The sequence below is a fragment of the Microbacterium enclense genome (assembly GCA_038182865.1).
Taxonomy (GTDB): Bacteria; Actinomycetota; Actinomycetes; order Actinomycetales; family Microbacteriaceae; genus Microbacterium; species Microbacterium enclense_B.
Map to the genome: position 1 here is coordinate 585,319 of CP116226.1, position 26,034 is coordinate 611,352.

Here is a 26,034-nt window from a genome sequence, read left to right on the forward strand (position 1 = left end):
TCAGGTGGAGTGCGTTCCTGCCCCGATAACCTGCTCGTCACACACCGCGGTGAAGCGGGGACGGACAGGCTCAGCCGACCACCATATGAGGGCAGGGGGAATCGAGGAGCGCAAAGTCCAAGCATACGCGGGAGGACTCGCCGTGTCCAGTCCAATTCTTGACGCGTTTGCGGACCTGCGGTATAACCGCGTGCGCCCGTCGGGCATTCCCTCGCACACCCCGCGTCAGGCGCGCCGGAAGCGCACCCGATCGCCCGGCCGAGCCTGTCCCCACGCGTCGAGGGTGGCATCCGTCACCACCGCGATCACGGGGTATCCCCCGGTGACCGGCCCGTCCGCGAGCAGCACGACCGGACGCCCGTGCGGCGGCACCTGGATCGCCCCGGGACGCATGCCCTCGCTCGGCAACTCACCCGGGCGCGTGCGCGGGAGCTCCGGACCGTCGAGCCGGATGCCGACCCGGTCGGCGTGCGTCGACACCTCCCACAGCGTGTCGACCAGCGTCGCCAGTGCCCCCGGCGCGAACCAGTCGGCGCGGGGGCCCGCGGCGATGCCCACCTCGATGAGGGACGACGGAACAGACCAGGGAAAGACGTCGAGGACGGGGATCGGGGATGCCGGGATCCTGGCGGTCAGCACGTCCCCCGCGCGCACGGGGGCGGGGCCGAGACCGGCCAGCACGTCGCTCGCTCGCGACCCCAGCGCGAGTGGCGCGAGGATCCCTCCGCGCATCGCGAGGTACGAGCGCAGGCCCGCGAGGACGGGCCCGAGGGAGACCTCAGCGCCCGCGGGGACCCGCACGGGGGCGTAGAGGTCGCGCGCCCGTCCGTCGACGCGCAGGTCGGTGAGGGCGCCCGTCACGCACACCCACGTGTCGGTTTCGGCCCGCGCGCGGAAGCCGCCGAGGGTGATCTCGAGGCCCGCGGCATCCTCGACGTTGCCGACCAGACGGTTGGCGATGCGCAGCGCGGCGCGATCCAGTGCACCCGATCGAGCGACCCCGAGGGCGGCGCGGTCGGGGCGGCCGAGGTCCTGCACCGTGGTGAAGCCGCCGGGGGCGAGCACGTGCAGGGCCGGGGTGGAGGCGGGGATCGACGTGGAGGCGGCAGCCGGGGCCAAGGCGGGGGCCGAGGCGGAAGCCGGAGCCGAGGCGGCGGCCGGAGCCGAGGCGGCAGCCGGGGCGACCCCGGCCGGCACGGTGGCGCGACGGGAGGAGATTCCGGCACGGGAGGAGGAGTCCGCGGCATCCTGTCCTCCGCTGCGCAGATCTCCTCCGCTCTCGGCGCCGGTGCGCAGCCCCGACCTCTCGACCGGCTCAGGGGCCTCGGCAGAACCCCCGTCCGCGAGAGGCTCGGCCTCGGAGACCGGGGCGGCCACGACACGGGCGGGCTGCGGCGCGAACCGCACGCGAGCGCGGGGCGGGAGCAGCGCCGGGCTTTCGGCATCCGGATCGAAGAGGACCGCATCGGTCGTCCCGATCAGCCTCCAACCACCCGGGGTCTCGCGGGGATACGCTCCGCTGAACTCGCCCGCCACGCCCACCGCGCCCGCGGGCACACGGGTGCGCGGCTGGGCGAGACGCGGCACGTCGAACGGCCAGTCATCGCTCACCAGGTAGCCGAACCCGGGGGCGAAACCGGTGAAGGCCACCGTCCACTCCGGGGCGGAATGCCGGGCGATGAGATCCGCGACCCGGATGCCGAGGAGGTCGGCGGTCTCCTCGAGGTCGGCGCCGTCGTAGCGCAGCGGGAGCTCGATGAGAGGCCCCGAGGTCCCGGCATCCGGGGTGTCGTGGGCGGCGGCGCGGATCCACGAGCGGACGGCCTCGAACGTGATGCGCGCGGGGTCGAACACGACGAGCACGGTGCGCGCCGCGGGGACCAGGTCGTCGATGCCGCCGGGCGGGTCCGCGGCGAGCGCCGCGTGCAGCGCGAGGACGTCGGCCAGGCCCGCGACCTCGGCGAGAACGGCGCGCTCCCCCATCGGGAGCAGCGTCACCACGGCGCGCGCACCTCGACGCCGGCGTCGTCGAGGGCGGTACGGACGGCGCGGGCCATCGCGATGGCTGAGGGCGTGTCGCCGTGCAGGCACAGCGAGGCGGCCTCGACGGCGATGCGGCCGCCCTCCACCGTCTCGACCTGGCCGTCGCGCACGAGGCGCAGCGCGCGCTCGGCGACGTGGACCGGGTCCTCGATGAGGTCGCCGGGTTCTCCACGCGGGACGAGACCCCCCTGAGCCGTGTAACCGCGGTCGAGAAACGCCTCGTGCACGAAGTGCAGCCCCGCGGATGCCGCGACCTCGGCGATCACGCCCGGGAGACCGAGCACGGGGAGGGCGCGTCCGAGGCTCGACGACAGCTCGGCGACCGCGTCGACCACCGCTCGCGCCTGCCCGGCGTCGTCACGGACTGCGTGGTAGAGCGCCCCGTGCGGCTTGACGTACCGCAGGTCGGCACCGGCGTCCACAAGCGCGGCGAGCTGCGCGGCGATGCTCGCGCGGAGGTCGGCGACGGCCGAGTGGCGACGGATGCGACCGAAGTTCGCCCGGTCGGCGTAGGCGGGGTGGGCGCCGACGGCCACGCCGAAGCGCGCGGCCCGCTCGACCGCACCGCGCATCGAGACCTCGTCGCCCGCGTGACCGCCGCACGCGACGTTGGCGCTGGAGATGACGGCGAACATCGCCTCGTCGTCGGCGGTCGGCATCCCGTCGACGGTCTCGCCCAGGTCGGCGTTCAGATCCACGCGCATGCTGCCACCGTATCGCCGCGTCGTTCTCGCGCGCCGGGGACTCGCAACGCGAACGGTCCGTCCGCGGTGCGAGAGAGATGCAGCGTCGAGCCGCGAACCGCCGGCCACGCGCCGTGCACCGCGAGCCCCACGCCGAGACGGCGCGTTACGGGGGTGTGACGATCGGAGGGAAGGGGTGGGCAGAACCGGGACCGCGGGTGAGGATGGGGGCATGACCTCCGATGTCGCCGGTCCCCCCGCTCCGGCATCCCCCCAGCCCCTGCTCTCGGTCCGTGATCTCGCGGTCGACTTCGCCACCATGGACGGTCCCGTGCGGGCCGTCGATGGGGTGAATCTCGACATCCACGCGGGTGAGACCATTGCCATCGTCGGCGAGTCCGGCTCCGGCAAGTCGACGACCGCCATGGCGATCATCGGCCTGCTCGCGTCGGGTGGCCGCGTCGCGCGCGGTCAGATCCTCCTCGACAGCGAAGACCTCACCACCTTCGGCGAAGCCCGCATGCGCCAGGTGCGCGGCCGCCAGATCGGCCTCGTCCCGCAAGACCCGATGTCGAATCTCAACCCCGTCGCCAAGATCGGCACGCAGGTCGGCGAGACCCTCCTCGCGCACGGTCTCGCTGACCGCTCGAGCGTGAAGGGCAAGGTCGTCGAGGCGCTCGAGGCCGCCGGACTCCCGGATGCCGAGAAGCGCGCGACCCAGTACCCGCACGAGTTCTCCGGTGGGATGCGTCAGCGCGCGCTCATCGCAATCGGGCTCGCGTGCCGACCGCGCCTGCTCATCGCCGACGAGCCGACGAGCGCGCTCGACGTGACCGTGCAGCAGACCATCCTCGACCAGATCGACAAGCAGACGAACGAGCTCGGCGCGGCCGTCCTCCTCATCACGCACGACCTGGGCCTCGCCGCCGAGCGCGCGTCGAGAGTCGTCGTGATGCACCGCGGACGCGTGGTCGAGCAGGGGCCGGCGCGGCAGATCCTCGAGGATCCGCAGCACGCGTACACGAAATCGCTCGTCGCAGCCGCACCGTCGGTCGCGGCGGTGCGGCTACGCCCCGAGGACTTCCGTAGCGACCGCCCGGTCGACGTCGCCCGCGACAACATCGTCGAGATCCAGAACCTCACGAAGGTGTATCCCGTGCGCGGCCGCGGCGAGGACTTCCGCGCGGTCGATGACGTGTCGCTGTCGATTCCGCGTGGACAGACCGTCGCGATCGTCGGAGAGTCGGGCTCCGGCAAGACCATGACCGCCCGCATGCTGCTGAACGTCGTCGAGCCGACGAGCGGATCGATCACCTTCGACGGTCAGGACGTCGCCGCGCTGAGGGGTGAGGCGCTGCGCCAGTTCCGGCAGAGAGTGCAGCCGATCTTCCAGGATCCCTACTCGAGCCTGAACCCGATGTTCACGATCGAGCGGATCGTCGAGGAGCCCCTCTCCTTCTACAAGCGCGGGTCCAAGGCCGACCGCTCGAAGCGGGTGCGCCAGTTGATGGATGACGTGGCCCTGCCGGCATCCATGCTCCGCCGCTACCCCTCGGAGCTCTCGGGCGGACAGCGGCAGCGCGTCGCGATCGCCCGCGCTCTCGCGCTCTCCCCGGAACTCATCGTGTGCGACGAGCCGGTGTCGGCGCTCGACGTGCTCGTGCAGGCGCAGATCCTCGACCTGCTCGGCGACCTGCAGCGCGAGTACGGCCTCAGCTACCTCTTCATCTCCCACGACCTCGCGGTGGTGCGCCTGATCAGCGACTACGTCTGCGTGATGAAAGACGGGCGCCTGGTCGAGGCGGCGTCCAGCGAAGAGGTCTTCACCAACCCGCGCGACCCGTACACGCGGCGTCTGCTGTCGTCAATCCCCGGGAACGAGCTGGGGTTGGCCGGCTGACACGGCGACTCCCGGTGTGAGGCGACTTCCTCGCGACCCCGCGGGGACCGGGATGCCACGGGCGGGGCGGGTCCACCGGAACAGGGGATCGTTCGGAGACAGGCCGCCCCCGCGTCACGCGCTCCTGTTCTCGACGGATCCCCGTCGTCGGCGCGCGTCGCGTCGGCGTGACGCGGCGGTGCTCCCGCGCGGCGGCCGTGGCGTCGGCGGGACTCACGGGCGGCTCGAGGGCGCGTCTCCCGCGGGGCTGTGCAGAAGCGCGGACGCGACAGGGACCCCGTCGAGTTCGCCGTACGCGCGCGCCGCGAAGGGGTCGAGGGGATACGCGTCGACCGCGTCGCGCCGCACCGTGCGGACGGACACGACGTCGCGCGCGGCCACGGCGACGTGCACATCGTCGTGACGGCAGTACGCGGCGATGATCCCCCCGACGACCGTGGTCGACGTGGGGAGGGCCTCCCCGTCGACCTCGACAGAGCCCGGACCCCACCGCGCGTCGTCCTCCGCGTGGGCGATCAGCTCCGCCGCCGAGACGAAGACGGGGTGGGCGGCGAGCGCCGAGAGAGCGGAGAGGGCTGAGACACGCGCGTCCGTCTCCGTCGGCCACCGCGCGGAGACGACGACCGCCGACACCGTGCCAGCCCGCGCGGCGAGGGCGACGTCGGTCGCGGGCTCGGTGGCGAGACCGTTCCATCCGAGGAGTCCGCGCGCGAGGCCGGCCTCGCCACCCTCGATCACGGCCTCGAAGAGGGGAAAGAGCGGCGGGTGATAGCCGGCGTCGACCGGCGAGCTGTCCGGCGGGGTCGGGGCGGTCATCTCCCCAGGCCACCACGACGGCGGGGCGAGCGCAATGGTCGACGTCCCGCGCGGACGCCGTTCGGGCCACCGTGGCGGCGGCCCGTCGGCCTTCGAGAACAGGGGATCGCGCGAGGACAGGGCCGGTGCGTCCCCCGCCGGCCTGTTCTGGGAGGATCCCCTGTTCTGGGGGGATCGCGTACACCCGCGGCATCCCCGTTCCGGCCCCGACCCGCGCCAGCGAGCCGGGCGGGGCCGGAGGAGCGACGCGCGCTAGCGCGCGCGGGTGCGTGGATCCATCGACTCGCGGAGCGACTCCCCCAGCAGGGTGAAGCCCAAAGCGGTGACCGCGATGCAGATGCCGGGGAGGAACGCCAGCCACGGCGCGATCGCGAGCTCGACCTGGGCATAGGTGAGCATGCGGCCCCACTCGGCGGTCTGCGGGAGCCCGCCTCCGAGACCGAGGAACGACAGCGCGGCGGCGTCGATCACGGCGGTCGCGAGCGTGAGCGTTCCCTGCACGATGACCGGGCCGACGCTGTTGGGCAGCACGTGGGTCATCGTGATCGTGCGGCGACTGAGGCCGAGGGTCTGCGCCGACAGCACGTAGTCGGCGCCGCGTTGCTGGAGCATCGACGCTCGCAGGAGCCGCGCGAACACCGGCACCTGTGACGCCCCGATGGCGATCATGATCGCGAGCTGGCTCTGCCCGAGGATGGCGGCGATCGACACGGCGAGCAGCAGGTTCGGCACCGACAGCAGGATGTCGACGAAACGCATGACGACCGCGTCGACCCACCCGCCGAACATCCCGGCGAGCAGTCCCAACGCCATGCCGCCGAGAAGGCCCATGGCGGTGGAGATCACACCGATCTGCAGCGACGCCTGCGCCCCCCAGATGAGCTTGGACAGCACGTCGCCGCCGAAACGGTCGAGGCCGAGGGGGAACTCCGCCATCTCGCCCGGGCCGGGGATGTCGGTCGGGGTGATGAAACGCTGCCCCGGGAGCGACTCGGCCGGGTAGGGCGCCAGCAGAGGCGCGAGGGCCGCCACCAGCAGGAACGCCAGCACGATGATCGCGCCGATCCAGGCGACGGGACTCCGGCGCAAGCGCTGGAAGACGTCGTGCCAGAACCCGCCACCGCGAGACTGCGCCGCGAGGAGCTGACCGTCGACGATGGCGTTGTCATCGACGGGACCGCCGCTGGGAGCGGGAGGGAGGATCGAAGAGCTCACTGGACTCTCACTCTCGGGTCGATGAGGCTGTACGACAGGTCGACCAGCAGGTTGATGAACGCGTACGCGATCGCGATGAAGATGATGAAGCCCTGCAGCACGGGGAAATCGCGCGTGAAGATCGCCCTCGCGAGGAACTGCCCGATGCCCGGGAAGGCGAACACCGTCTCGGTGAGCACCGCCCCCGAGATGAGCAGGCCCGCCTGCAGGCCCACCGTGGTGATGACGGGAAGCATCGCGTTGCGCAGGATGAAGCGGTTGCGCAGCGTCCCGGTCCCGATGCCCTTCGCCCGCCCCGTGCGGACGTAGTCGGCGTTCTGCACCTCGAGCACGGAGGCGCGTGTGATGCGCACGATGATCGCGAGCGGGATCGTGCCGAGGGCGATGGCCGGCAGGACGAGGTGGAGGATGGCATCCCACGACGCGTCGAACTCGCCCGTGATGAGCCCGTCGAAGACGTACAGGTTCGTGTAGTGCGTCGCGTCGATGCGAGGGTTCTGCCGCCCGTCGGAGGGCAGCCAGCCCAACTGCACCGCGAAGACGTACTTGAGGATGAACGCGAGGAAGAACACCGGGATCGTGATGCCGATGAGGCTGAGCACCACGGCCGTGTGGTCCCACACCTTGCCGTGGCGTCGCGCGGCCCAATAGCCGAGCGGGATGCCGATGCCCACGGCCACGATGAGGGCGGCGATCGAGAGCTCGAGGGTGGCGGGGAAGCGGCGCACGAACTCCTCGAGAACGGGACGGCCCGTCTGGATCGAGGAACCGAAGTCGCCGGTGAGCAGACGACCGAGCCACGTGAAGTACTGCACGTAGAGCGGTTCGTTGAAGCCGTAGAGCTCATTGATGCGCTCGACGGCCGCGGGGGTCGCGCGCTCACCGAGGAGAGCGACAGCGGGTCCGCCGGGAAGAGCTCGCACCCAGGCGAAGAGCAGGATGGACAGACCGAACAGAGTGGGGATGAGCAGGAGCAGGCGCCTGCCGATGGTGCGGAGCACGGATTCTCACAGGGTGTCGGGAGCGGGGGATGCGGGAGACCGCAGACCCCGGCGCCGGAAGCGGCGCGGGGTCAGCGGCATCCGTGAGCCGTGGGCTCCGCCACCTCGGCGGCGCGGAGCCCACGGCATCCGGATCACTCCGTGAGTTCGATCTCGTTGTAGACCTCGTCCTGCACGGGGCTGGCCGGGTACGACTTCACGCGCGGTGCGAACGCAAGCGTCGGCACGGGGTTCGCGAGCGGGATGCCGGGCAGGAACGTCGCGATCTGCTCGTTCACCGCCTGGTAGGCCGGGTCCTGCTCGGCCTCGGTCGCGAGGCCGCGGGCCGAGGTGAGGGCCGAGAAGAGCTCGGCGTTGTCGAAGCCCCACTCGTTCGAGGACGCACCGAAGAACGTCCCCACGAAGTTGTCGGGGTCGTTGTAGTCGCCGGTCCAGCCGAGGAGGTGGATGCCGTGGTCGCTGCCGCCCTGGATGAGGTCGAGGTACTCGCCCCACTCGTTCGAGACCGGGTTGACGACAATCCCGACGGCCTGCAGCTGCGACTGAAGGTTGGTGAAGATCTGCTCGGGGTTCGGCATGTAGGGCCGCGAGATGTTGACCGGGTAGTTGAAGGTCAGCGTCAGCGGGTTGGCCTCGGTGAAGCCCGCCTCGGCGAGGAGCGACTTCGCGGCTTCCTGGTCGAAGTCGTACGTCGTCACGCCGGAGTTGAAGCCGATGACGCTGTCGGGCATGAACTGGGATGCCACGGTCGTGCCCTCGGGCAGCACCTGGGTGACCAGCTGCTCCTTGTCGATGGCGTGGGCGATGGCCTGGCGGACGCGGATGTCGCCGAGCGCGGGATTCGCCTGGTTCATCCCGAGGTACAGGATGTTGAACGGGTCGCGGTTGGTGAGCATGTAGCCCGCGCTCTCCAGCGCACCCAGATCGGCCGGCGCGACGAGGTCGTAGCCGTCGATCGAGCTCGACTCGAGGGCCTGACGGCGGGCGGTGGTGTCGCCGATCACGCGGAAGATGACCTGCTGCACCTGCCCCTGCTCGCCCCAGTAGCCGTCGTACGCGGAGACCGTGGCTTCGGCCCCGGGCTCCCACGAGTCGAATTTGAAGGGACCGGTACCGGTGGGGTGGGCCTGCGCGTATTCGCTGAGGGTCGGTGCCTCGGAGGTGCCGCCCACATCGTCGGCTTTGTACTCCTGCAGGGCGGTGGGGCTCTGGATCGCGAAGGCGGGGAGCGAGAGCGCGGGGATGAACCCGGCGAACGGTTCGGTGAGGGTGATCGTGACCTCGGTCGGGCTCGCTGCCGTGCAGCCGCCGTAGATCGAGGTACCGGTGTCGGCGTAGCCCCGCATGATCTTGCCCCAGTAGTAGGAGAGACTTTCCGACTGGGCGATGCCGGTGAAGTTGTTCTGCCGGTCGAAGTTGAAGCACACGGCGTCGCCGTTGAACTCGGTGCCGTCGTGGAACGTCACACCCTCTTTGAGCTGGAACGTGTACGACAGACCGTCGTCGGACTGCGTCCAGCTCTCGGCGAGCATCGGGGCGGGATCGGCCGTGCCCGATTCGACGCCGACGAGGCCCTCGAAGATCTGCCGCGAGATGCGGAACGACTCCCCGTCGCTCGCGAAGGCGGGGTCGAGGCTCGACGGGTCGCCCGAGGCGCCGAAGACGAAGGTGGAGTCGACGTCGCCGCCGGCCTCACCGCCGCCGCCGTTGTCGTCACGTTGGCTCGTGCAGCCCGCGAGGGCCAGGGCGCCGATCGCGACGGTCGCACCGACCGCGAGCGCACGGGAACGGAGGTTTCGTAGCATTTTTCGTTTGTGCCTTCCGGGGGGAGGAAAGGAGGAGAACGACGGCGCTGTCACGACGTCGTGCCGCGCTCCGCTTGCTGTTGCACCGACCGTACAGGTCGCGGTGCGCGCTGCCCATTGCCCGTGTGTATCGATCGTGTTTCGAGTTCGCGGGCATCTTGTCGCACCGATACGGCCCGTTCGGTCCACTTCGCGCACTCCTCCGACCCGCCGCGAAGCGTTTCGCTCACCGCGGTCGTCGCGCGAGGAGCGATGTTCTCGACGGCAACACGGCGGTGTCGCCGAGATCGTCGAACACGCCCTCGTGCGCATCGCGGACGACGACTGCGGGCCGGTCGCGGCGATCCGATCGACGCCCCTCCGGGTTCCGCTCCTGCGCCGACCCGCTAGGCGGCGGTGAGCTGCGGCGCCACGCGCGCGATGCGGGAACGCAGCTCCGCGACGGTCTGATCGAAAGCCGCGTCGCTGCCACTGCGGGCGGGGTCGCGGATGGACCAGTGGACGTCGTCACGCCCCCGGATGAGCTCGTGGGCCTGATCGCAGACGCTGACGAGGAAATCGCCGGGGCGCACGACGTCTTCGAGCGCACGCGGCACCGCATCGCCGTCGAGGGGGATGCCGTGCCGGCCCGCCGCCTCGATCGCGCCCGGGTTCACGCGCTCACCGGGGTGCGTGCCGGCCGACGCCGCCGGGATCGCACTGTGCGCACCCCAGATCGCCTGCGCCAGCTGCGAGCGGGCGGAGTTCGCCGTGCAGACGAACACGACACGACCCTCCACGCGCCGCGGCGCGAGAGACAGGGTCGAGAAGACCTCCGGGATGAGCTGGAGATAGCTGCGGCGGCCGTCCGACTCGGACCGCACGCGGCGCACGATCCCGCGATCGTGCAGCACATTCGCGTGGAAGGCGACGAGGTTGGACTTCATTCCGAGCGAGCGGGCGATCTCGCTGGGGGACAGATCGCCGATCGAGAGCAGATCGACGATGCGCAGGCGACCCGGATCCCCGAGTGCGGCGAAGGCATCTGCCCGGCGCTGAAGATCAGACATTATGCCTCCCCTCCGTCCCCTTGTCATCGGCTGGCCCGGAATAATTTCACTCAGTAGCGTTTGAGCGACCGCAACGGGCTGGCGCCCCCCAATTCTCCACCCGTTGCGGTCTCTCAGACCGGTAGAGCCACGGGGAGTGTCTCATGGGTATCGACAGCGACATCCCGGACGTCGCCGTCATGTTCGCAGACGGCGGCATCCCCTCGTGAGACTCCCCACCCTCGATCACCGAGAACAGGGCCCCCGGGCGGAGGACGGAGGCAGTCGCACCGTGGGCTCTGTCCTCCCCCGGCTCGGAGACGTCTTCGCGGGTCGGTACCGCGTGATCCAGGCCCTCCGCCATGACGGCGAGGGAGACGTCTACCGGGTGCGAGACGACCTCCTCGCCCGCGACGTCGCCCTGAAGATCTTCCACCTCGACCCCGCAGCCGCCTCGGCCCACCCCCGCCGCCTGGCGGGAGCGCGCGCGCTCACGGCGAGGGATCACCCGTCTCTGGTGACCCTCTACGACGCCCACCTCACGCCGGAGGGTCGGGGCTACCTCGTGATGGAGTTGATCGCCGGTCCTTCCCTCCGCGATCACCTCGACACGACCGGGCCCCTCACGCCCGCACACGCGGCCTCCCTTCTCCAGAACATCGCGGAGGGGCTCGCAACCATCCACGACGCGGGGATCGTGCACCAGCACGTGACCTCGTCGAACGTCCTCCTCCGTCCCCTTCGCAACGCCCCGGTCCCCTTCCGCGGGGTCCTCGCCGAGTTCCGCATCAGTCACCTCCTGGGCCACGCGGTCCAGGAGCACGCGGCGAGGTCGCCCGAGGATCTCGACGACTACCTCCCTCCGGAACAGGTCAGCGGCGGAAAACCCCAGCCGGCATCCGACGTGTACGCCCTCGGACTCCTCGCGATGGAGGCCTTGACCGGCGAACGCACCCTCAGCGGTGGCGCCGTGCAGGAGCTCCTCCTCACCCCGCTGTCGTACGACCCGGAGGTCCCCACGCGCTTCGGGTACGAATGGGAGCTGTTGCTCACGGCCATGACCGACCCCGATCCGCACAAGCGCCCCACCGCCGCGGAGGTGGCCGACCTCGCGGCTGAACTGCGCGGCGGGGAGAGGCTCCCCGCGCCGGTGTCTGTTCCCGCGGAAACGCCGGAGGCGGCCGAGCCGATCGCCGCACTGCGAGCGATCGACCAATCCCGCGAGACCGCGTCGGGCTATCGGCGGCGGCGCGCCGTCTGGGCCTGGGTGACGCACTACCGCTGAGCGTCTGGTCGCTCCAGACCGCGGAGTCGTGTGCGCCGCCCGTGCTTTCCGACTCGCCTCCTCCGGCTCCCGCCCCGCGACGACCCTCTCTCCCGCTCCTCGGTGCGAGGGCGCCCCTTCGAACGGTGCGGATAGGCCTACCGTGGAGGCATGGCTCGCATGCGCATCGAACCCGACGACGCCCCGACCGCTCGACTGTCGGACGGCTCGATCGCGCGCGTGTCCCCCTCGGGCTTCGTCTCGGGGTTCGAGCTCGTCGTCGATGGCACCCCGCAATCCCACGTCGACCTCGACGACCCCACGCACCTGCACTTCGAGTACGTCGCCCGCATGGGCGCCGTCATCGACAGACTCCGGATGCCAGGCCAGCCCCTGACCGCGGTCCACCTCGGCGCGGGCGCCCTCACGCTCCCCCGTTACGTCGAGGTCACGCGACCGGGCTCGCGCCAGCAGGTGATCGAGCTGGAACCGGCCCTCTGGGACCTCGTGCGCGAGAACCTCCCGCTCCCCCGCGGAGCGGCGATCCGCGTGCGCATCGGCGATGCCCGCAGCGGGCTCTCCCGCCTCCCCGCCGGGTTGACCGGGGCGGTCGACCTGCTGGTCAGCGACGTGTACTCGGGTGCCCAGACGCCCGCGCACCTGACCACGGTGGAGTTCTACCGCGAGGCCGCGGGACTTCTCGCCCCCGACGGCGTACTCCTGGTCAACGTCTCCGACGGCCCGGGGCTCGCCTTCGCGCGCAAGCAGGTGGCGACCGTCCGCGAGGTGCTGCCCGAGGTGATCGTGCTCGCGGAAGTGCAGGTTCTCAAGGGTCGCCGCTTCGGCAACCTCGTCATCGCCGCCTCCGCCGCTCGCCTCCCCGTCGAGTGGCTCCCGCGCCTCATGGCCGCCGGGCCTCACCCCGCGAAGGTGTCGCAGGGCGCAGAGATCGTCGAGTTCGTCAGAGGCGCCCGCCCGGCCACCGACGCCGATGCGACCCCCTCGCCGAAGCCCTCGGCATCCCTGTTCGAACGCTGACCGCGTGGCGACTGGGCACATCGGCCTCCGCGACGCAGACTGGAGGACATCGACCATTCGAGAGGAGCGACGGTGAGCTATATCCGCGGGTACGACCCCGACACGTTGCGCGAGATCACTGACTCTCGTGAGTGCGCGGAGCGTCTCGACGAGATCGGCTCCCAGCGCAGCCTTCCGGCCCTCCTCGAACGCGTATGGCTGTTGAAGGTCCTCGACCGCTTCGACGAGGCCCTCTCGATCTCCGAGCAGTCGGTGCGCGTCGCCCGCATGGCCGGCACGCGCCGCGATCTGCTGCGCGCGCGCATCCTGCACGCGACGATCATGCAGTGCCGTGGCGCCTATGCCGCCGCCGAGCAGGAGCTGACGATGTGCGCCGAAGAGGCCGAGGGACAGAACTGGGCGAGCATCGCCGCGTTCGCCTTGCAGCACCGCGGCAAGGTCCACTACGACGAAGGCGATTACGACAGCGCGCGCCGCGACTTCAAACGCGCGCTCTTCCTTCGCCAGAACGCCGGCGCCACCGACGCCCAGCTCGAGTCGATCCTGCTCGCCATCGACGCCGCCGACCGGCGACGCTCGCGCGAGGTCGTCGCGAGCTGACCGCACCGACCGACGTCGGAGCCCCCGTCTAACCTTCCGATCATGTCCGATCTGCAGCGTGTGCGTTTGTGGGCGGAGGCGCTGATCGCCCTCCACCTCGACGACTCGTGGTCGTTCGCCTTCGACAACGCCAAACGTCGCGCGGGGCTGTGCGACTACAGCCGTCGCCGCATCAGCGTGTCGCGCTACCTCGCCGCCCGATACGACGACGACACCAACCACCAGACGCTCCTGCATGAGGTCGCTCACGCGGTGGCGGGGGCGACAGCCGGACACGGACCCGCGTGGAAGCGCACGGCGCGCGACCTCGGCTACATCGGCGGCACGACCCACGCCGGCGAGACGGCCAACGAGCTCGCCCCCTGGGTCGGCACCTGCCCCTCGGGCCACGTGGCGTATCGGCACCGTCGCGCCACACGTCCCACCTCGTGCGCGAAGTGCGCGCCGCACTTCGACCCGCGCTTCGCGCTCTCGTGGGAGCGTCGCGAGATCACTCCCGCCGCGCGGGTCGCGGCGGCGACTCCGCGCTGACCCATCGGGCGACCGGGCGGGCTCGCGGTGCCGCGCGTGGGTCGGCGCGCGAGGGGGCGGGGCCGTGTGGGGCGGCACGTGAGGCGATGGGGGCCGTGCGGGGCCGGCGGGTCACGCGGGCAGCCGAGCGGCGCGGACGACGCCGCGTCAGGCGGCGCGGAGGATTGCGTCGACGAGGACCGGGACGACGGATGCCGCATCCCGCGCGGCGGCATCACGCACCACGCGCGACCGCCCGGCGTCGGCCAGGGCTCGGCCGGTTCCGCTCGCCGAGAGCAGGTGGCGCGTGGCTCCGCGGAGAGCGCGATACCCCTCTCCCGCGACGGCCGCGTCCGGCGAGGCGTGGTCGATGCCGAGGTCGCCGAGCGCGGCGATGACGGCCCCGGCACCGAGGAGGTCGTCGACGGCGAAACGGAGGGCCGCGGCATCCGTGTCTCCGGGATACCCGACGGCGATGAGCGCGACGCTCGTGCGCGCCGCGCGAGCCCGCTGGACGCCGAGGATGTGCTCTGCCACGGCAGCGGCGTTGCGGATGCCGCCGACGACGACGTGCGTCCCGCCCTCGGCCGCCGCGCGGACGAGGCTCTCGGCCGAGAGGCCCTCCACCGCGAGGGTCTCACCGGTTTCGATGGCCGCCAGCGCGTCGGAGGAGAGCCCGAGCGTCTGGACGATGACGACCACATCGGCCGGAGCCAGGCGCCGGAGGCCGTCGAGGCCCCAGTCGAGACGGACCTGATACGTCGCTTGGGCGTGCGGGGCGCTGGCGTGCGGCATCCCTCGAGCCTACGGCGGGTGCGCGATCGTTCGCCGTCAACCCGGGCGCGGTACGGGCCTCGTCGGGCAGAATGCCCGCATGCGCATTCTGTTGAAGTTCGTCATCGACTGCGATCCGGATGCCGCCTGGCGTGCGCTGCACTCGCCACGCGCGATCGCCGAGTTGTACGGGCCGCTTCTCGACATCGACGCGCTCGGCGAGATGCCGACCTCGTTCTCATCGGGCGACGACGTCCCCGTGCAGATGAGCCTCGCCGGGGCCCTCCCTCTCGGGCGCCAGCTCATCTCGGTCGCCGACCGCGAGGCGACCGATGGGCATGGTCGCGTCCGGGTGTTCCGCGACTGGGGCGTTCCGCTGACCGGTCCCCTCGCCTCGCTGGACGTGTGGGATCACCAGATGGCGGTGTCCGACGCACCCGGCGAACCGGGAAAGACGCTCTGGCGTGAACGCCTCACCATCGGCGGTGCCGCGGCGCCCGTGCTGTGGCCCGGACTCTGGGCCATGTGGCAGTGGCGGGAGGTCCGCATCCGCGCTCTCGCGCCGACGTGGGCGTACGACCCCGAAGCCGAGGACCGAATCAGCGACTGACGGCACGAGCGCCGACGAGCCGAGCCGCGAGGCCGCGGGAGGCGCTGCGCGGCCACGGGAGGCGCTGCGCGTTACCACGGAGCGCGGCGAAGAGTCAGCGCTGCACGCGTCGCGCCCAGATGCGCGGAGGTGCCGCCGGCAGGTGAGCGCCCAGGGCCCGGGCGTGCCGCGTCAGACGAGACCGTGGCGGTACGCGAAGACGACGAGTTGCACGCGGTCCCGCAGCGACAGCTTCGACAGGATGCGACTGATGTGCGTCTTCACCGTCGCCTCGGAGAGGTACTCCCGGGTGGCGATCTCACTGTTGCTCAGTCCCGCGGCCGCCAGGGCGAAGATCTCGCGCTCGCGTTCGGTGAGTTCGTCGTAGCTCGACGGCACGGGATCGGTGGTGCCGTTCTCCGCGATGTGCGCGAAAAGCTCACGTGTGGCCTCGGCGGCGATGACGGCGGATCCGGCGTGGACGGTGCGGATCGCCGACAGGAGGAACTCCGGCTCGGAGTCCTTCAGCAGGAAGCCGCTCGCACCGCGTTGGATCGCGCGCGCGGCGGCCTCGTCGAGGTCGAACGTCGTGAGCACGACCACGCGAGGCGGGTCCGCCTCGCGGAGGATCTCCGCGGTGGCGGTCAGGCCGTCCATGACGGGCATCCGCACATCCATCAGGACGAGGTCGGGCCGGGTCGCCCGCACGAGGTCGATCCCCTCGCGTCCATCCGACGCCTCGCCGACGATCTCGAGGTCGGGTTGCGAGTCGATGACCATGCGGATGCCGGCGCGGAACAGCGCCTGATCGTCGACGAGAACGATGCGTACGGGGGTGGTCACGCCGGGGGTTCCTCTCGGTGGTCGCTCTCTCGAGTATCCCGCGTGCGGGTGAGCGTCATAGCGGGGCCCCCACCGGCAGGCTTGCCCGCACGACGAAGTACTCTCCCTGCGGCTCCGCCGCCATCTGGCCGCCGACCAGTTGCGCGCGCTCACGCATTCCGATGAGGCCGTGTCCGCCGGGGCCGGGCGCCGCCGCCGCATCGACGGCCCGACGGTTGCGCACCAGGATCTCGACGCGGTCCGGCAACCAGCCGAGATGCACGTCGACGCGTCGGTCGACGCCGTGGCGGAGCGCATTCGTCAGAGCCTCCTGCAGGATGCGGTACACCGCGAGCTGGATCGCCGCAGGCGGTTCTCCCGGCGGGGACGGGTCGACGTCTACCGCGAGGTCGACCCCGGCGGCGCGCACGTGGGCGTAGAGCGCGTCGAGGTCGGTGAGCCGAGGCTGCGGGCCGTCCGCCTGCGTGTGGCGTAGCTGGGTGAGGAGCTGACGCACATCGGTCAACGCCGCCCGCGCGGTGGTCGAGATCGTCGCGAGGGCGGCGGTCGCGGCATCCGGATCCGCCGCCGCCGCGTAGCGCGCCCCGTCGGCCTGGGCGATCACGACCGCGAGCGAGTGGGCCACCACATCGTGCATGTCGCGGGCGATACGCACACGCTGCTGCTCGGCGATGGTCTCGGCCTCCGCGATCCGCTGGGCGCGACTGTTCGCGCTCGCGCGGATCGCCGTGCGCACGAGCGCTCCCGTCACCCAGGCCAGGAGAAGGGCGAAGGCGGCCGCGAGCAGCACGGCGACGATCGCGAAGACGTCGTTGGCGAGGATCGGGGCTGTCAACGACCGGACCACGAGGTACAGCGTCACCACGACGGCACCGCCGACCGCCGAGGCGAATCCGGCCCAGAACACCCGGCGGGAGCCGTATGCCGCGGTCGTGTACAACACGGCGAACACCGCCACGTCGGTCGGCGACGGCTGACGGCCGAGCCCCATCTGCAGCACCGCACCGACCCAGGCGAGGGCGAGGGCCAGGCCCGGGCTCAGACGACGCAACGCCGCCGCGCCGGTGAATGCCACGACCATCAACGGCACCCCCACGCTCACGAGCGGGGAGGCGGCGTCCACCGCGAGCTCGAACGCGAGGGCGACCAGGCCGAAGAAGCCGGCCACCACGAGATCGGTGACCTCCTGATAGCGACGGAGGGGGCGAAGGGAGAGCATCGCGGCAACGCTACAGATCGGTGGGGGGCGAGGCATCCCTCTCCCGATGTATCCGGGGACCGCGTGCGGATGACGCGGCGTGTGAAGGAGGAGTCGGGTGATCCGGCGTCAGGACGGGAAGTCCGCGGGCTCGATGGGACGCGCCTCGAAGAACGTCTGCAGCACGATCGTGGTGCGCGTGTTCACGTGGGCGGCGGCGCGGATGTCGCGGATCAACGCCTCGAGGTCGCGAGGGGTGGGGACGCGGACGAACAGCATGTACGCTGCCTCTCCCGCGATGGAATGACACGCCTCGATGGCCGTGAGATGCGCGAGAAGCTCGGGGGCGTTGTCGGGCTGCGCCGGATCGAGCGGGGTGATCTCGACGAAGGCGGCGAGAGGCCGCCCGAGCGCCTCCGCGTCGAGGACGGGACGGTAGCCCCGCACGATGCCGCGCGCTTCAAGGCGACGGAGCCGCGACTGCACGGCCGAGACCGACAGGCCCACGCGCTCCGACAGGTGGGACAGCGTCGCGCGTGCGTCGAGTGAGATCTCGCGGACGATCGCCGCATCGATGGAGTCCTCGAGGCGCGCAGCGCGGGCAGGGGCCTCGGTCATGGGGTCGACAGTACCAGGGGCCCGCATCTCGCCTCTTCCATGATCCGTAAGTTTTCCGTTAGCATCGTCTATCGACCGTAATTTTTACCGCCTATGTCGGAGGAAGCCATGACAATCGCGACGCCTTCCCGTGCAGCGCACGATCTGCTCGACGGTCGGTCCGTCGATGACGTCGAGCAGACCCCCGCCTGGGCGCAGCTCAAGGACGCCACCGTCGCGCTGCAGGAGCTGCAGGCCTCCGACGGATCGATCGCCGACGCCGTCGCCGCCGGTCCGCTCCTCGACGACATCGTCGAGTCCATTGAGATCCTGACCCCGCTCTTCCCTCACGACACGGCCTACCTCGAGGCCTCGGTCGCCGACTTCCGCCGCTGGCGTGATCAGGGCCTCGGGGTTCCCGACTTCCTCGACTCTCTCGTGGCGTTCCAGCCCCAGGAGCACAGGGTCGACGGCATCCGTCACCTGGTCGTCTTCCCGATGTACACCCAGAACGGCTCCCGCGACCGACACGTCGAAGCCCTCCTCGTGGAAGCGATCTGGCCCGAGTTCATCGCCCGGCTGGAGACCGAGTACACCAACCGCCTGTTCGTCTCCCTGCGGCTCATCGACTTCACTCCGGGGTACGACACGAACTCGGCGGTGCTGTTCCCCGAGACCGTGGCGATGCGCGACATCCCGACGTTCACGTGGGGTGCGATCTTCCAGGATCGCGAGGCCGCTCGCTACCGCCGCGTGACCCGCGCGGCCGCGGACATCACCAAGCTCGAACTCCCGGCCGACGCGGCGCGCATGCTCGATGACCAAGCCCTGACCGAGCAGACGTTCGTGATGTGGGACCTCATCCACGACCGCACCCACATGCGCGGCGACCTGCCGTTCGACCCCTTCATGATCAAGCAGCGGATGCCGTTCTTCCTCTACTCGCTCGAGGAGCTGCGCTGCGACCTCACGGCGTTCCGCGAGTGCGTCGCCCTGCAGGCACGACTGGCAGCGCGTGACGACCTGGATGCCGCCGAGCAGGCGATGCGCGACCACGCCGGTCTCGTGCAGTACGCGGTGATCTTCGACCGGATCTTCCGCTTCGCCATCACCGGATCGCGCGTGCGCAACTACGACGGTCTCGGCGGACAGTTGCTGTTCGCCTGGCTGCACCAGCGGCGGGTGCTGCACTGGACCGACACCTCGCTCGCGTTCGACTGGGACGAGGTGCCTGCCGCGGTCATCGCTCTCGCCGACGCGATCGACGAACTCTATTGGCGCTCCATCGACCGCCCGAAGACGGCGCACTGGCTGGCCGCGTACGACCTGGTGCGCGCTGTCGTCACACCCCACCCGGCTTCGGTGTGGGCTCGGGGCCTTCCCGACGACGTGCTCGCGGGCCTGCCGAAGGGGTACACCGACGCCGTGCTCGACGACGAATTCCCGCTGTCGATGTTCTTCGAGGCGCTGGAGAAGAAGATGCGTCCCGTGATCGCCTCGACCGAGGGCATTCGCGGCTCCAACTGAGACGCGAGCTCGCGGCACGGGAAACCGCAACCGCATCTCCCGGAACGCCGCCACGGCGCGACGCTCCCCGGCGTTTCGTGGAGAAGTCGAGACCCCGGTGGCCCCTCGACGCGGAGCGCGTCGGCAGACACACTGGAGGAGGGGGGCGACGATGAGCGACGCGATGACGACGGACGAAGGCGTACGGGATCGGCTGGTCCTCCTGGCCGGGGGAACGAGCGCCGCGGGACGAGCGACCGCGCGAGCCCTGCTCGTCGCGGGTGCCCGCGTCGTGGTCGTCGGGAGCAACGATGAGCGGCTCTCCGCCGTGGCGGAGGAACTCCCCGGCGTCGCGGTCGAGCGCTGCGATCTCACCGACGCGGATGCCGTCGATGCGCTGCGCGACCGCGTGCACACCGCCCACGGGACGGTCGACGGCGTGCTCCACCTGGTCGGCGGCTGGAGAGGCGGCGGCGGGCTCGCCGGGCAGAGCGATGAGGACTTCGAGGTCCTGCTGCGCTCGCTCACCGCGCTTCGGCACGTGAGCCGGGCTTTCGACGAAGACCTTCGAGCCTCGGATGCCGGCCGCCTCGCGATCGTGTCGTCGACCGCTGTCGCGCGCCCCCTCGCGGGCGGTGCGAACTACGCCACCGTGAAAGCGGCGTCGGAGACATGGGTGCGCGCCGTCGGTCAGGGATACGCCACGCACGCGCGAGACGAGGGCCACGCGCAGACAGCCGCGGGCGTCGTCTTCCGGGTCAAGAGCCTCGAGGGCCTCGAGGACGCTCTGGCCGCATCGGTCGTCGCCCTCTGGGACGACGAGGCGGTCGCCTGGAACGACGTGGTCATCGCCATCGAGGGGCCGGAATGACGGCGCCGTCCGAGCCGCCGCACCGGCTGACGGCCGAGGGGGTTACGGAGCCGGGCAGAACCATCACGCTCGAGGACCTCGCGCGCCTGCGCCGCGCACGGGACCGGATGGACCGCGACTTCGCACATCCGCTCGACGTCGGCGAGCTCGCCCGCTCCGCCCTGATGTCAAGCGCGCACTTCAGTCGTCTTTTCCGGGCGGCCTACTCCGAGACGCCGTACTCCTACCTCATGACCCGGCGCATCGAGAGAGCGAAAGCGCTGTTGCGGCGGGGAGATCTGTCGGTCACCGAGACATGCATCGCCGTCGGCTGCACCAGCTTGGGGTCGTTCTCGGCGAGCTTCCGTCAGATCGTCGGGGTGACCCCCTCGGAGTATCGATCGGCCGATCACGACGCGCTACGGACCATCCCGCCGTGCGAGGCGCGCATCCTCACGCGACCGCGAAAGGACACGCGCACGACGTGAGCAGTTTTGGAGAAGCGGCTGTCGGCGTCCTCGCTCTAACGTCGAGCCATGACCACCACACTCGCTCTCGTCCACATCTACGTCGATGACACGGCCACGGCGACGGCCTTCTACCGCGATGCCCTCGGACTCGTCGTGCAAAGCGAGGTCGAGAACGGGGGCTTCCACTGGGTGACCCTGACCTCGCCCGCCGACCCCCGCACGCAGATCGTGTTGTCCGAACCGCAAGCGGGCCGCTCCGCGGAAGACGGTGAGGCGCTCGCGCGCCTCTTGGCGAAAGGCGAACTGGGGCCGGTGCAGTTTCGCACCGATGATCTGAGCGCCCTCTTCGACGCCGTCGCCGCGGCGCCCGGTGCCGAGGTCGTGCAGGAACCCACCGACCAGTTCTGGGGCGTTCGCGATGCCGCCGTCCGCGACCCCGCCGGAAACCTGATCCGCCTGCAGCAGGCCTGACCACGCCCACCGGGCGCGGGGATCGCTCAGATCGTCTCGTTCGACGGCGCTGCCACCTCATCGCCGGCGTCCGCGGACGCGGTGCCGACGGTCCGCTTCCCGACGTCGGCGTCGGTCTCTGCCGTGCGGTACTGCCGCGAGAGGATGCGGTAGGACCGCGTGAGGAACGCGAGCGATGCCGCGACGACCATGAACAGGCCCGCGAAGACGAAGACGAGCGCGATCCCGCGAGAGTCGCCGTCGCCGAGCAGCCAGCCCCACGTCGCGCGTCCTTCGTCACCATCCATGTAGGGGATGATCGCGAACTCGGCGATCGGAGCGATGAGGAACGACGTGACCGGAGCCGCGGCCGACTCGAATGCGGCCGCGAAACCGAAGACGCGTCCCTGCGTGGCGAAGGGCACGACCTTCTGGATGACCGTCTGCTCGGCGGCTTCGACGGGAGGGATGAGCGCCATGTAGATCCAGATGCCCGCGACGTAGAGCCACCACCAGTCGCGGAGCGTGAAGAGGGCGCCGAGCACACCCATCGCGATCACGATCCAGAGCATGGTGCGAATCGGGTTTCGCCCGAGACCGAATTTCGCGACCAGACCACCCCCGATGATGAATCCCGTCGCGGTGACGCCGAGGACGATGCCCCACACCTGGACGGTGAACATCTCGAGGCCGTACGGGTCCATCAGCGCCATGTAAACGCCGCCGATGAGGTTGTTGAACGTCGAGAAGACGATGAGCGCGAAGAGTCCGGGAGCGGCGCGGACGGCACGGACCGCCCCGGCCAGGTCGACCATCGGCCCACGCTCGTCACCCTCGGCGGGCCGCTCCTCGGGAATGCGGATGGTCAGGAGGTGCAGCAGGGCGGCGAGAGTCAGTCCGATCGCGATGGCGAGCGTCCACCCCATGCCGAGGTAGCCGACCGAGAGGCCGCTGAACACGCTCGTCACCACGAAGGCGAGCCCCTGCACCGTGCCCACCAGTCCGTTCGCGTTGGCGTGCCGATCGACCGGGACCAGCAGGGTCACCGTGGTCGACAGCGCGATGTTGCGCATGTTCTCGACGACGGCACCGGCGAGGATGACGCCGGAGAAGACCCAGAACCACGGGCCGCCCAGGTCGAGCAGAGCAGCCTCGGGGAACGCCAGCCAGAGCGCCCCGGAGACGAGGAACGCCGTGAGGGTCACGAGGCCCGAGAACAGCATGACGCGGTGCTTGCGATGACGGTCGACGATCGAGCCGAAAACCATCGCGAAGACGGCGAGGAGCAACATGTACGCGCCGCCGACGATGCCCGTCGCGAGGACCGACCGCGTCTCGAGGTAGACCCAGAAGGTCAGCGCGAACCACAGGAAGCTCGTGGTCACGTTGGCCGCGGCGGTGTTGACGAGCACCGCGAGGAAGGTGCGGTGCCCGCCTGCCGGCGGGGCGGCGACGACGGCGTCGGGGGACGATTCGGCGGACATAGCCACACGGTAGACCCGGCCTCCGACATCGGCCAGGGTGCGGTGGAGGGGGCCGCCACCCCGCCCCCGCGAGACCGTCCTCTCCCGTATCCGCCTGCCCCGGGTGCGGAACCTTCCGCACCCTCGACGGACGGTGAGGCCTCAGTCCAGGAGGCTGCGGATGTCATCGGCGGTGAGACGCGGTCCGCCCGCGAACGAACCGCCCTCGTCTGCGCCGCCGTCGAGGACGCGCGAGAACAGATCGGCTTTGGCCTCGCGCAGCGCGACCACCTTCTCCTCGACGGTGTCGGCCGCCACGAGACGGTAGACGATGACCGGACGCGTCTGCCCGATGCGGTGCGCGCGATCGATCGCCTGGTCTTCGACCGCGGGATTCCACCACGGGTCGAGCAGCACCACGTAGTCGGCCTCGACGAGGTTCAGACCCACGCCTCCCGCCTTGAGCGACACGAAGAACGCGGGGTCGTCGCCGTCGCGGAAGCGGTCGATCTCGGCCTGCCGGTTCGTCGTCGAGCCGTCGAGGTATCCGGAGGCGAGTCCGGCGTCGGTGCAGCGCTGGCGCGCCGCGCGCAGGAACCGCGTGAACTGGCTCAGCACGAGGACGCGGTGTCCCTCGGCCGCGGCTTCGACGAGCAGCTCTTCGAGGGCGTCGAGCTTCGCCGACGGTGCCTCTCCCTCATCGACCAATCCGGGGTCGAGGGCGAGCTGACGAAGCATGGTCAGGGAACGGAAGATGGCGAAACGATTGCCGTCGGCGTCGTCGAGCAGCCCCAGCAGACGCTGCCGTTCCCGGTGGAAGCGCCGGTCGTAGAGCTTGCGGTGCACCGGGTGGAGGGTGACCTCGACGACCGTCTCCTGCTTCGGCGGAAGCTCGGACGCGACGAGGTCTTTCGTGCGCCGCAGGAGGAACGGGCGGATGCGGCGGCGCAACAGGTCGAGACGCGCGACGTCGGAGTGCTTCTCGATCGGCGTGCGGTAAAGCGTCGTGAAGGACTCGCGCGTTCCGAGGAGCCCCGGTGCCACGAGCGACGTCAGCGCCCACAGTTCGAGGAGGTTGTTCTCCATCGGGGTGCCGGTGATGACCAGCGTGAACGGAACCGACAGCGACCGAGCAGCGCGGTACCCGCGCGACGCCGGGTTCTTGATCTGCTGAGCCTCGTCGAGCACCAGACCCGACCACCCGACCTCTGCGTACTGCTCTTGCTCGAGGCGGAACAGCGCGTAGCTGGTGACGACCACGTGCGCGCCGGCGGCGACGTCGGCGATGCTCGAGGACCGCCGCGCCCGCGTGGACGAGACGACACGGACCTCCAGGCCGGGGGCGAAGGCAGCGCACTCCCGCGCCCAGTTGCCGACGACGCTGGTCGGCGCGACGATCAGGAACGGTGCCATCGCGGGGTCTGCCGCTCGGGCGACCTCCATCATCGCGATGGTCTGCACGGTCTTGCCCAGTCCCATGTCGTCGGCCAGGATCCCACCCAGTCCCTGCGTCCGCAGGAAGTGCAGCCAGTCCAGGCCCGACCGTTGGTAGTCCCGGAGGGTCGCTCGCAGTCCCGCGGGAGGCGCGACCGGCTCGAGAGCGGCTTCGTCGGTGAGGCCGCGCACCCGGAGCCACCACTCGGCCTCCTGGGCTGCGATCATGCCGAGTTCGGTCAGGTCGTCCCAGAGGCCCACGTTGTACCGGTTGAGCGTGAGGTGCGCCCCGGGCCGGTCGGCGAGCGCCCGCGCCTCGTCGATGACCGCGCGGAGCCGATCGAACTCGGGCGTGTCCAGGCGCACGTACTCCCCGTCACGGAGGAACAGCACGCGGTCGCCGAGGGCGAGCGCGGTGTAGAGATCGGTGAAGTCGACCTCGGCCGCGCCCACGCTCACGCGAGCGTGGAGGTCGAACCAATCGCTGCCGTCGTCGTTCGCGGTGCTCAACTCGACGACGGGGGCTTCGGATGCCGCCCGGTAGCCCGGGGCCTCGCCTTTCACCTGCACACGGACGTGGTCGAGAGCCCGCAGACGCGGCAGCACCTCGACCGCGAGAAGAGCCGCGGCCGCGGGAGACAGGGGGCGCGGCGGCGTCGTGCCCGAGAGGAAGGGCTGAGGGAGGTCGATCCGCGTGTCGGCGGCGATGGCGCCCACTGCGGCCCACACGGTGCTCTCGTGCTCGTCATCGCGTCGCCCGCGCGTCGGCTCGCGATCCCACCTCGCCGCGACCGTCGCCGCGCCGTCGAGGTGCTCGACGATCAGCTCCAGCACCGGGCGCGGAGCAGGCGGCACCTCGACGGTTCCCCGCGGCGAGACCACCGGCGCCTCGAGCTGCAGACGCGGGAGGTACTCGTGCAGGAAGGTGTCGGAACCCGCCTCGTCGACCGTGAGGGCGGCAGGTCGCGCGAGCAGCCCGCGCACGGGCCCCGCCGCCGGCGCCGACAGTCGTGCGAGCGTGATGCGTTCGTCGTCGCCGTCGCGATCGGCGACGAAGGCCACCGCGACAGCGGGGTCGCCGACGACCCAGGAGGGCAGACCGACGACGTCGTCGTCGACTCCTTCGACGATCCCGCGGACGTGCAGGCTCGCCCCACGACGGTCCAGCGCGACAGCAGCCCTCGCCGACTCCGCGGGGATGTGCACCGGGTGGTGGGAGCCGGCCCCGGAGACGAGCGGAACCCCCGCGGCCTGCACGGCCTCGAGCTGCATCCAGAGCGAGTGCGGCGGAACGGCGGAAAGTGGCATCCACTCGTCGGCCAGGTAGGCCCCGGGGCCGGAGCGCCCCAGGCGACCGAGGCTGTCGAGGGCTGCGCGCGCCGTCGGGTCGGCCGGCAGAGCAGCGAGGGCCGACCACCCCGCGCGCCCCTTGATCCAGGTCCCGCGCGTACCGCGGACGCCGGGGCGGGCGGTGAGGGTCAGCGCCGTGCTGCGGCCGTGCCCGCCACCCCGGCGAATGGAGAAGAACAGACAGAGCTCGTAGGGCGACTCGTCGACGACGACGGGTGACGCGAGGAAGAGCTCGTCGAGGGACCGTTGCCATTCGGGACGCGGGGGCCGACCCGAGGAGATCATGCGGTCGAAGAGCACGAGAGCCGCCGCGCACGAGTGCTCGCACTCGGGCCCGCGCCCGCACGAGCACCACCCGGACAGGCGGGAGAGATCGGCGGGCACCCGCAGTTCGAGGTGCTCGTACCCGGCCGCCCCGAACGACTGCGCCGACACCACGAGGACCCCGCCGATCGACCGCGCCTCGCCGACCTCGACCGAGCCGTAGACGAGGAGCCGATCGGCGCGCGTCATGGCCGCCGGGGAGAACATCTCGCCGGCGATGCTGAGCGCTTCGGGGTCCATCTGCATCCCCTCATTCTCGTCGGCCCCTCCGACACGAGGACGA

Annotated in this window: 23 protein-coding genes; 10 read left to right on the top strand and 13 right to left on the bottom strand. The window is 70.9% G+C overall.

Features of this window, described 5'->3' with window-relative positions; all coding sequences use genetic code 11:
• Window positions 1-225: 225 nt before the first annotated feature.
• Window positions 226-2,001, bottom strand: coding sequence for an urea amidolyase family protein (locus tag PIR02_02750; protein ID WZH37592.1), 1,776 nt, complete (start codon window positions 1,999-2,001; stop codon window positions 226-228).
• Window positions 1,995-2,747, bottom strand: a complete 753-nt coding sequence (locus PIR02_02755) for a LamB/YcsF family protein (protein WZH37593.1) — start codon at window positions 2,745-2,747, stop codon at window positions 1,995-1,997. The genes PIR02_02750 and PIR02_02755 overlap by 7 nt, the downstream gene beginning before the upstream one ends.
• A gap of 211 nt (window positions 2,748-2,958) precedes the next feature.
• Here PIR02_02755 and PIR02_02760 point away from each other — a divergent pair, with 211 nt between their 5' ends.
• A complete protein-coding gene (locus tag PIR02_02760; protein WZH37594.1) occupies window positions 2,959-4,626 on the top strand; it encodes an ABC transporter ATP-binding protein in 1,668 nt (555 codons plus the stop codon).
• Window positions 4,627-4,839: 213 nt separating this feature from the next.
• Here PIR02_02760 and PIR02_02765 read toward each other — a convergent pair whose 3' ends face one another.
• From PIR02_02765 to PIR02_02785, 5 genes are all read right to left on the bottom strand, one after another.
• Window positions 4,840-5,442 carry a hypothetical protein gene (locus PIR02_02765; protein WZH37595.1) on the bottom strand — a complete coding sequence of 201 codons (603 nt, stop codon included), beginning with the start codon at window positions 5,440-5,442 and terminating at the stop codon, window positions 4,840-4,842.
• Between the two features lie 252 nt (window positions 5,443-5,694).
• Window positions 5,695-6,600: an ABC transporter permease gene (locus PIR02_02770; GenBank protein WZH39070.1), complete on the bottom strand. Its 906-nt coding sequence runs from the start codon at window positions 6,598-6,600 to the stop codon at window positions 5,695-5,697.
• 53 nt (window positions 6,601-6,653) lie between these two features.
• Window positions 6,654-7,658, bottom strand: coding sequence for an ABC transporter permease (locus PIR02_02775; GenBank protein ID WZH37596.1), 1,005 nt, complete (start codon window positions 7,656-7,658; stop codon window positions 6,654-6,656).
• A gap of 134 nt (window positions 7,659-7,792) precedes the next feature.
• Window positions 7,793-9,463: an ABC transporter substrate-binding protein gene (locus PIR02_02780; protein ID WZH37597.1), complete on the bottom strand. Its 1,671-nt coding sequence runs from the start codon at window positions 9,461-9,463 to the stop codon at window positions 7,793-7,795.
• 386 nt (window positions 9,464-9,849) lie between these two features.
• Window positions 9,850-10,512 (bottom strand): helix-turn-helix domain-containing protein, encoded by a 663-nt coding sequence (locus tag PIR02_02785; protein WZH37598.1) that lies wholly within the window; start codon window positions 10,510-10,512, stop codon window positions 9,850-9,852.
• A gap of 271 nt (window positions 10,513-10,783) precedes the next feature.
• Here PIR02_02785 and PIR02_02790 point away from each other — a divergent pair, with 271 nt between their 5' ends.
• The 4 genes from PIR02_02790 (at window position 10,784) to PIR02_02805 (ending at window position 13,924) form a co-directional block, all read left to right on the top strand.
• The gene (locus PIR02_02790) at window positions 10,784-11,776 is read left to right on the top strand and encodes a serine/threonine-protein kinase (GenBank protein WZH37599.1); all 993 of its coding nucleotides are present in this window, start codon (window positions 10,784-10,786) and stop codon (window positions 11,774-11,776) included.
• A gap of 150 nt (window positions 11,777-11,926) precedes the next feature.
• Window positions 11,927-12,793, top strand: coding sequence for a fused MFS/spermidine synthase (locus PIR02_02795; protein ID WZH37600.1), 867 nt, complete (start codon window positions 11,927-11,929; stop codon window positions 12,791-12,793).
• A 72-nt stretch (window positions 12,794-12,865) separates the two neighbouring features.
• Window positions 12,866-13,393 (top strand): tetratricopeptide repeat protein, encoded by a 528-nt coding sequence (locus PIR02_02800; GenBank protein ID WZH37601.1) that lies wholly within the window; start codon window positions 12,866-12,868, stop codon window positions 13,391-13,393.
• A gap of 42 nt (window positions 13,394-13,435) precedes the next feature.
• Window positions 13,436-13,924: a SprT-like domain-containing protein gene (locus PIR02_02805; GenBank protein WZH37602.1), complete on the top strand. Its 489-nt coding sequence runs from the start codon at window positions 13,436-13,438 to the stop codon at window positions 13,922-13,924.
• A 147-nt stretch (window positions 13,925-14,071) separates the two neighbouring features.
• Here the strand turns inward: PIR02_02805 and PIR02_02810 are convergent, their stop codons facing one another.
• On the bottom strand, window positions 14,072-14,698 hold the full coding sequence (locus PIR02_02810) for a 2-phosphosulfolactate phosphatase (protein WZH37603.1): 627 nt from the start codon (window positions 14,696-14,698) through the stop codon (window positions 14,072-14,074).
• A 79-nt stretch (window positions 14,699-14,777) separates the two neighbouring features.
• On the opposite strand from PIR02_02810, the gene PIR02_02815 reads away from it, so the two are divergent.
• Window positions 14,778-15,287, top strand: coding sequence for a hypothetical protein (locus tag PIR02_02815; protein ID WZH37604.1), 510 nt, complete (start codon window positions 14,778-14,780; stop codon window positions 15,285-15,287).
• A gap of 171 nt (window positions 15,288-15,458) precedes the next feature.
• Here the strand turns inward: PIR02_02815 and PIR02_02820 are convergent, their stop codons facing one another.
• The 3 genes from PIR02_02820 to PIR02_02830 form a co-directional block, all read right to left on the bottom strand.
• Entirely contained in the window at window positions 15,459-16,109 is a 651-nt protein-coding gene (locus PIR02_02820; GenBank protein WZH37605.1) for a response regulator transcription factor, read from the bottom strand.
• A gap of 55 nt (window positions 16,110-16,164) precedes the next feature.
• The gene (locus tag PIR02_02825; GenBank protein WZH37606.1) at window positions 16,165-17,328 is read right to left on the bottom strand and encodes a histidine kinase; all 1,164 of its coding nucleotides are present in this window, start codon (window positions 17,326-17,328) and stop codon (window positions 16,165-16,167) included.
• Between the two features lie 108 nt (window positions 17,329-17,436).
• Window positions 17,437-17,925 (bottom strand): Lrp/AsnC family transcriptional regulator, encoded by a 489-nt coding sequence (locus PIR02_02830; GenBank protein ID WZH37607.1) that lies wholly within the window; start codon window positions 17,923-17,925, stop codon window positions 17,437-17,439.
• A gap of 108 nt (window positions 17,926-18,033) precedes the next feature.
• Here PIR02_02830 and PIR02_02835 point away from each other — a divergent pair, with 108 nt between their 5' ends.
• The 4 genes from PIR02_02835 (at window position 18,034) to PIR02_02850 (ending at window position 21,201) form a co-directional block, all read left to right on the top strand.
• Complete coding sequence (locus PIR02_02835; GenBank protein WZH37608.1) at window positions 18,034-19,431, top strand: DUF6421 family protein; 1,398 nt, start codon at window positions 18,034-18,036, stop codon at window positions 19,429-19,431.
• A gap of 151 nt (window positions 19,432-19,582) precedes the next feature.
• A complete protein-coding gene (locus tag PIR02_02840; GenBank protein ID WZH37609.1) occupies window positions 19,583-20,281 on the top strand; it encodes an SDR family NAD(P)-dependent oxidoreductase in 699 nt (232 codons plus the stop codon).
• 107 nt (window positions 20,282-20,388) lie between these two features.
• Window positions 20,389-20,748, top strand: coding sequence for a helix-turn-helix transcriptional regulator (locus PIR02_02845; GenBank protein WZH39071.1), 360 nt, complete (start codon window positions 20,389-20,391; stop codon window positions 20,746-20,748).
• Window positions 20,749-20,796: 48 nt separating this feature from the next.
• Window positions 20,797-21,201, top strand: a complete 405-nt coding sequence (locus tag PIR02_02850) for a VOC family protein (protein WZH37610.1) — start codon at window positions 20,797-20,799, stop codon at window positions 21,199-21,201.
• Between the two features lie 26 nt (window positions 21,202-21,227).
• Here PIR02_02850 and PIR02_02855 read toward each other — a convergent pair whose 3' ends face one another.
• Both PIR02_02855 and PIR02_02860 read right to left on the bottom strand, forming a co-directional pair.
• Complete coding sequence (locus tag PIR02_02855; protein WZH37611.1) at window positions 21,228-22,664, bottom strand: MFS transporter; 1,437 nt, start codon at window positions 22,662-22,664, stop codon at window positions 21,228-21,230.
• A gap of 141 nt (window positions 22,665-22,805) precedes the next feature.
• Entirely contained in the window at window positions 22,806-25,997 is a 3,192-nt protein-coding gene (locus PIR02_02860) for a DEAD/DEAH box helicase (GenBank protein WZH37612.1), read from the bottom strand.
• Window positions 25,998-26,034 lie beyond the last annotated feature (37 nt).

What these genes read in the sequence shown, in the direction of transcription:
- PIR02_02755 (WZH37593.1), bottom strand. Translation starts at nt 2,747, where the DNA reads ATGCGCGTGGATCTGAACGCCGACCTGGGCGAGACCGTCGACGGGATG.
- PIR02_02795 (WZH37600.1), top strand. Translation starts at nt 11,927, where the DNA reads ATGGCTCGCATGCGCATCGAACCCGACGACGCCCCGACCGCTCGACTG.
- PIR02_02830 (WZH37607.1), bottom strand. Translation starts at nt 17,925, where the DNA reads ATGACCGAGGCCCCTGCCCGCGCTGCGCGCCTCGAGGACTCCATCGAT.
- PIR02_02845 (WZH39071.1), top strand. Translation starts at nt 20,389, where the DNA reads ATGGACCGCGACTTCGCACATCCGCTCGACGTCGGCGAGCTCGCCCGC.
- PIR02_02780 (WZH37597.1), bottom strand. Translation starts at nt 9,463, where the DNA reads ATGCTACGAAACCTCCGTTCCCGTGCGCTCGCGGTCGGTGCGACCGTC.
- PIR02_02765 (WZH37595.1), bottom strand. Translation starts at nt 5,442, where the DNA reads ATGACCGCCCCGACCCCGCCGGACAGCTCGCCGGTCGACGCCGGCTAT.
- PIR02_02855 (WZH37611.1), bottom strand. Translation starts at nt 22,664, where the DNA reads ATGTCCGCCGAATCGTCCCCCGACGCCGTCGTCGCCGCCCCGCCGGCA.
- PIR02_02840 (WZH37609.1), top strand. Translation starts at nt 19,583, where the DNA reads ATGAGCGACGCGATGACGACGGACGAAGGCGTACGGGATCGGCTGGTC.
- PIR02_02860 (WZH37612.1), bottom strand. Translation starts at nt 25,997, where the DNA reads ATGCAGATGGACCCCGAAGCGCTCAGCATCGCCGGCGAGATGTTCTCC.
- PIR02_02850 (WZH37610.1), top strand. Translation starts at nt 20,797, where the DNA reads ATGACCACCACACTCGCTCTCGTCCACATCTACGTCGATGACACGGCC.
- PIR02_02815 (WZH37604.1), top strand. Translation starts at nt 14,778, where the DNA reads ATGCGCATTCTGTTGAAGTTCGTCATCGACTGCGATCCGGATGCCGCC.
- PIR02_02760 (WZH37594.1), top strand. Translation starts at nt 2,959, where the DNA reads ATGACCTCCGATGTCGCCGGTCCCCCCGCTCCGGCATCCCCCCAGCCC.
- PIR02_02805 (WZH37602.1), top strand. Translation starts at nt 13,436, where the DNA reads ATGTCCGATCTGCAGCGTGTGCGTTTGTGGGCGGAGGCGCTGATCGCC.
- PIR02_02785 (WZH37598.1), bottom strand. Translation starts at nt 10,512, where the DNA reads ATGTCTGATCTTCAGCGCCGGGCAGATGCCTTCGCCGCACTCGGGGAT.
- PIR02_02810 (WZH37603.1), bottom strand. Translation starts at nt 14,698, where the DNA reads ATGCCGCACGCCAGCGCCCCGCACGCCCAAGCGACGTATCAGGTCCGT.
- PIR02_02835 (WZH37608.1), top strand. Translation starts at nt 18,034, where the DNA reads ATGACAATCGCGACGCCTTCCCGTGCAGCGCACGATCTGCTCGACGGT.
- PIR02_02825 (WZH37606.1), bottom strand. Translation starts at nt 17,328, where the DNA reads ATGCTCTCCCTTCGCCCCCTCCGTCGCTATCAGGAGGTCACCGATCTC.